The 5060-nt window shown below is 72.7% G+C and carries 4 protein-coding genes and 2 riboswitches; of the genes, 1 reads left to right on the forward strand and 3 read right to left on the reverse strand.

The features are described 5' to 3' along the window. Positions 1 to 122: 122 nt before the first annotated feature. On the reverse strand, positions 123 to 494 hold the full coding sequence (locus ACSNOD_RS28235) for a PRC-barrel domain-containing protein (RefSeq protein ID WP_436769904.1): 372 nt from the start codon (positions 492 to 494) through the stop codon (positions 123 to 125). Positions 495 to 608: 114 nt separating this feature from the next. Beyond that, positions 609 to 706: riboswitch (glycine riboswitch) on the forward strand. Continuing rightward, positions 707 to 833, forward strand: a riboswitch (glycine riboswitch). A gap of 56 nt (positions 834 to 889) precedes the next feature. On the opposite strand from ACSNOD_RS28235, the gene gcvP reads away from it, so the two are divergent. Then, complete coding sequence (gene gcvP, locus ACSNOD_RS28240; protein ID WP_436769905.1) at positions 890 to 3775, forward strand: aminomethyl-transferring glycine dehydrogenase; 2886 nt, start codon at positions 890 to 892, stop codon at positions 3773 to 3775. Between the two features lie 163 nt (positions 3776 to 3938). On the opposite strand, the gene ACSNOD_RS28245 is transcribed toward gcvP, so the two are convergent. Further along, positions 3939 to 4145, reverse strand: a complete 207-nt coding sequence (locus ACSNOD_RS28245) for a DUF5999 family protein (protein WP_436769906.1) — start codon at positions 4143 to 4145, stop codon at positions 3939 to 3941. 372 nt (positions 4146 to 4517) lie between these two features. Beyond that, positions 4518 to 5060 (reverse strand): hypothetical protein (locus tag ACSNOD_RS28250; RefSeq protein WP_436769907.1); only part of this gene is annotated, 543 nt, incomplete at its 5' end.

Here is a 5060-nt window from a genome sequence, read left to right on the forward strand (position 1 = left end):
TCCCCGAAACCTATGCGTCCGGAGGCGGCGGGGGAGCCGAGTGAAGCGGCGGAATCGGGCGAGGCCGGTGAATCGGGCGAGGCGGGGGGAGCCGCATGACGGGCAGCGCCGAACCGGACAGGTCACTCCGGGCGCGGGTCGTCGCCCTCGTCCGGCGGCGGATGCGGCCGCTCCCGCGCCGAGGCCACGTCCATGCCGTAGTGGTGGTAGAGCCGCAGCTCCTGCTCGGGCGAGAGATGACGGCCCACCCCGAGATCCGGCGCGCCCTTGATCACTTCCCGGGAGTAGGGGACCCGCAGGCCCTCGCCGACGACCTCGCTCGGCTCCAGCGGCACGAACGCGTCCCGGCTGAACAGCCCCGTGCGCACCGCGGCCCACTCCGGCTGCCCCGTGGCGTCGTCCAGATAGACCTCGTCGACCGTGCCGATTTTCGTCCCGTCCCGGTCGAATGCCTTGCGGCCGATCAGGCCGCGCGGATCGATATCCGACTGCACCGTCCCTCCTACAGCTCGGAATTCCACCCTGACAACAACGAAAGTCCAGATTTGTCACCTTGGCCACTCGAGGACACGCGAACGACCTGCGCTGGTACGCTGGCAATTGGCTGTAGACCCCATGCGGGAGAGTCCTCCGTCCAGCGAGTCGGAGGCGCCGAAGGAGCAAATCCTCCCCGGAATCTCTCAGGCACCCGTACCGCAAGGGAGAGGTCACTCTGGAAAGCAGGGCGGGCGTCGGAATGGGCTGTGCCGAACCCCTCCTCACCGACGGTGAAAGCCGGGACGCCCCACGGCGGACCGGTGAAGCTCTCAGGTTGAGATGACAGAGGGGGAGGCCGTCCGGGCACCCGCCACGGTGCCCTCGTAGGTCGCGCAGACCAGGAGGCCCCCCGATGAACACCCATCGCATCCCCCTCACCGAGCTCGAGCGGGGCATCCCCTTCGAGCAGCGTCACATAGGGCCCGACGGCGAGGCGCAGGCCAAGATGCTCGCCCAGGTCGGCTTCGGCTCGCTGGACGAGCTCACCGCCGCCGCCGTCCCCGAGGTGATCCGCAGCGCGGAGGCGCTCCGGCTCCCCGACGCCCGCACCGAGGCCGAGGTGCTCGCCGAGCTCAGGACGCTCGCCGAGCGCAACGACGTACTGCACTCCATGATCGGCCTGGGGTACTACGGCACGTTCACGCCGCCGGTGATCCTGCGCAACGTCCTGGAGAACCCCGCCTGGTACACCGCCTACACCCCGTACCAGCCGGAGATCTCCCAGGGCCGGCTGGAGGCGCTGCTCAACTTCCAGACCGTGGTCGCCGAGCTCACCGGCCTGCCCACCTCCGGCGCCTCGCTCCTCGACGAGGGCACCGCGGCCGCCGAGGCCATGGCCCTCTCCCGCCGGGTCGGCAAGGTCAAGGACGGGGTCTTCCTCGTCGACGCCGACGCCCTGCCGCAGACCGTCGCCGTGCTGCGCACCCGCGCGGAGCCGACGGGCGTCGAGATCGTCGTCGCCGACCTCACGGACGGCATCCCGGCCGAGGTCGCCGAGCGCGGTGTCTTCGGCGTGCTGCTCCAGTACCCGGGCGCCTCCGGCCGGGTCCGCGACCCGCGCCCGGTGATCGAGCAGGCGCACGGGCTCGGCGCGGTCGTCACCGTCGCCGCGGACCTGCTCGCCCTCACCCTGCTGACCTCGCCCGGCGAGCTCGGCGCGGACATCGCCGTCGGCACCAGCCAGCGCTTCGGCGTGCCCATGGGCTTCGGCGGCCCGCACGCCGGCTTCATGGCCGTGCGCGAGACGTTCGCCCGCAGCCTCCCCGGCCGGCTCGTCGGCGTCTCCGTCGACGCGGACGGCGACAAGGCGTACCGCCTCGCCCTCCAGACCCGTGAGCAGCACATCCGCCGGGAGAAGGCCACCAGCAACATCTGCACCGCGCAGGTGCTGCTCGCCGTGATGGCGGGGATGTACGCCGTCTACCACGGCCCCGAGGGCCTCGCCGCGATCGCCCGCCGCACCCACCGCTACGCCGCGGTCCTGGCGGAGGGCCTGCGCGCCGGCGGCGTCGAGGTCGTGCACGACAGCTACTTCGACACGCTGACCGTACGGACCCCCGGCCGGGCCGCCGAGGTGGTCGCCGCCGCCCGCGAGGGCGGGGTCAACCTCCGCGCGGTCGACGCCGATCACGTCGGCGTGGCCTGCGACGAGACCACCGGCCGCGCCCAGCTCGTCGCCGTCTGGCGGGCCTTCGGGGTCGAGGGCGACGTCGAGGCGCTCGACGCCACTGCCGGGGACGCCCTCCCCGAGGCGCTGCTGCGCACCGACGAGTACCTCACCCACCCGGTCTTCCGGCAGCACCGCTCGGAGACGGCGATGTTGCGCTATCTGCGCCGGCTCGCCGACCGCGACTACGCCCTCGACCGCGGCATGATCCCGCTCGGCTCCTGCACCATGAAGCTGAACGCGACCACCGAGATGGAGCCCATCACCTGGCCGGAGTTCGGCGCGCTGCACCCCTTCGCGCCGGCCGAGCAGGCCGAGGGCTATCTGACCCTCATCCGCGAGCTGGAGGAGCGGCTCGCCGAGGTCACCGGCTACGACAAGGTGTCCCTGCAGCCCAACGCCGGCTCCCAGGGCGAGCTGGCGGGTCTGCTGGCGGTGCGGGCGTACCACCGCGCCAACGGCGACGAGGGGCGCACCGTCTGTCTGATCCCGTCGTCCGCGCACGGCACCAACGCCGCCAGCGCGGTGATGGCCGGCATGCGGGTCGTCGTGGTGAAGACCGGTGAGGACGGCGACGTCGACGTCGCGGACCTGCGGGCCAAGATCGAGCAGCACCGTGACGAACTGGCCGTGCTCATGGTCACCTACCCCTCCACGCACGGGGTGTTCGAGGAGCACATCACCGACATCTGCGCGGCCGTGCACGACGCGGGCGGCCAGGTCTACGTCGACGGCGCCAACCTCAACGCGCTGCTGGGGCTCGCCAAGCCGGGCCACTTCGGGGGCGACGTCTCGCACCTCAATCTGCACAAGACCTTCTGCATCCCGCACGGCGGCGGCGGTCCCGGCGTGGGCCCGGTGGCCGTGCGCGCGCACCTGGCGCCGTACCTGCCGAACCACCCGCTCCAGCCGGCCGCCGGTCCGGAGACGGGGGTGGGTCCGATCTCCGCCGCCCCCTGGGGCTCGGCGGGCATCCTCCCGATCTCCTGGGCGTATGTGCGGCTGATGGGCGCGGAGGGGCTGCGGCGGGCCACCCAGGTGGCCGTGCTGAGCGCCAACTACGTGGCCAAGCGGCTGGAGCCGCACTTCCCGGTGCTCTACACCGGGCCGAACGGCCTGGTGGCCCACGAGTGCATCATCGATCTGCGGCCGCTGACCAAGGCGACCGGCGTCACGGTCGACGATGTCGCCAAGCGGCTGATCGACTACGGCTTCCACGCCCCGACGATGTCGTTCCCGGTGGCCGGCACGCTGATGATCGAGCCCACCGAGAGCGAGGACCTCGCCGAGCTGGATCGTTTCTGCGATGCGATGATCGCGATCCGCGGCGAGATCGACCAGGTCGGCGCGGGGGAGTGGCCCGCCGACGACAACCCGCTGCGCGGGGCGCCGCACACCGCGGCCGCGCTGGGCGGCGCGTGGGACCACCCGTACAGCCGGGACACGGCCGTCTTCCCGGGCGGGGTGTCGGCGGCGGACAAGTACTGGCCGCCGGTGCGCCGGATCGACGGCGCGTACGGTGACCGCAACCTCGTCTGCTCGTGCCCGCCGCTGGACGAGTACGAGGGCTGAGCGAGGGCCGGTCCGCGGGCCTTCGGGCCCGGGGGCCGGCGGCTTGTGTCACGGATGAGGGGCCGGTTCGGCGGTGACGCCGGGCCGGCCCCTTGCGTGTCGGTGGTGCTGTGGTGTCGGTGTATCGGTGGTGCTGGTGTGGCCGCCGGGCTCACGCGCGGATTCAGGCGGCGGTGACGATGTGCTCCGTGCCCAGCGGCCGGTGCGGGGCGATGATCTGCCCGTCCGGCAGCAGCTCACCGGTGTCCTCGAAGAACAGGACGCCGTTGCACAGCAGACTCCAGCCCTGCTCCGGGTAGTGGGCCACGAGGTGGGCCGCTTCCCGGTCGGCGGAGTCGGCGGACGGGCATGGTGGCTGATGCTGGCACATGGATGTGTTCTCTCGCTGCGAGGTGGTGACTGTCCTGCGGCTCGTTGCGGTTGTCATGGCCGCCCCCCGTATCAACTCGGTCGGTCCCAGTGTCGCCCCGCGGACGAGATTCCGCAGGGATTTCGCGGCAAGCTGCCCTCACCAACAGATGACGCATCACCCGGGCGGACGGTTCAGCGCACCGAGGGTGTCCCTTCGGATGGTTCTCGATGGCCGGAACGGGCTAGTCCGCGCGAGTGGGCCTCGGGTGGGGCGTTCGGCGAGCACCGGCCGGGAACGGCCGAGTGCCCCGCGTCCCATGGTCGCAGGGCACACTCGGGCCGGTCTCGCGAGGGCCTGGGCCGGCGGCGTCCCCCCGGTTCGCGACTGTTCTCAGGCCGGTGAGCGCAGCAGGGGCGCGGGGCTCAGCCGCAGGGTGAGCACCGACAGCAGATCGGCGACCCGGTGCGGCCGGTGGGCCGCGATCCCCGGCGGCGCGGGCGCCAGCGGCACCAGGAGGTCGGCCGGGTCCGGCCGCCCCTCGGCCGGGTCCTCGCCGATGTCGCCGTGCAGCCACAGCGTCATCATGTAGAGCTCGGGGATGGACAGCAGCCGCGGCTGGCACGGGGTGGGCAGCGCCTCCGCCTGGATCAGGGCGCGCTCGGTGGAGGCGAGGTACGGGCCCTCGCAGAAGTGCGAGAACGCCCAGCCGTCCGGGGTGAGCCTCGACTCGGCGGCCCCCACCGTGCGTCCCCCGGCACGGATGAGGAAGCGCCAGCCGGTGAGCCGGGTCTGTGGCGGCCCCTCCTCGGCGGTGACGCGGTCGAGCACATGGATGGCGAGCGGCCGCTCGGGGCTCAGCGGGCCGGGCACGGAGCGCAAGGAGGGCGTGCGCGCCTCGCGCAGGGCGGTCGGGGAACCGAGGGCCGCGAGCAC

The sequence above is a fragment of the Streptomyces sp. URMC 123 genome (genome assembly GCF_051386515.1).
Classification (GTDB): Bacteria; Actinomycetota; Actinomycetes; order Streptomycetales; family Streptomycetaceae; genus Streptomyces.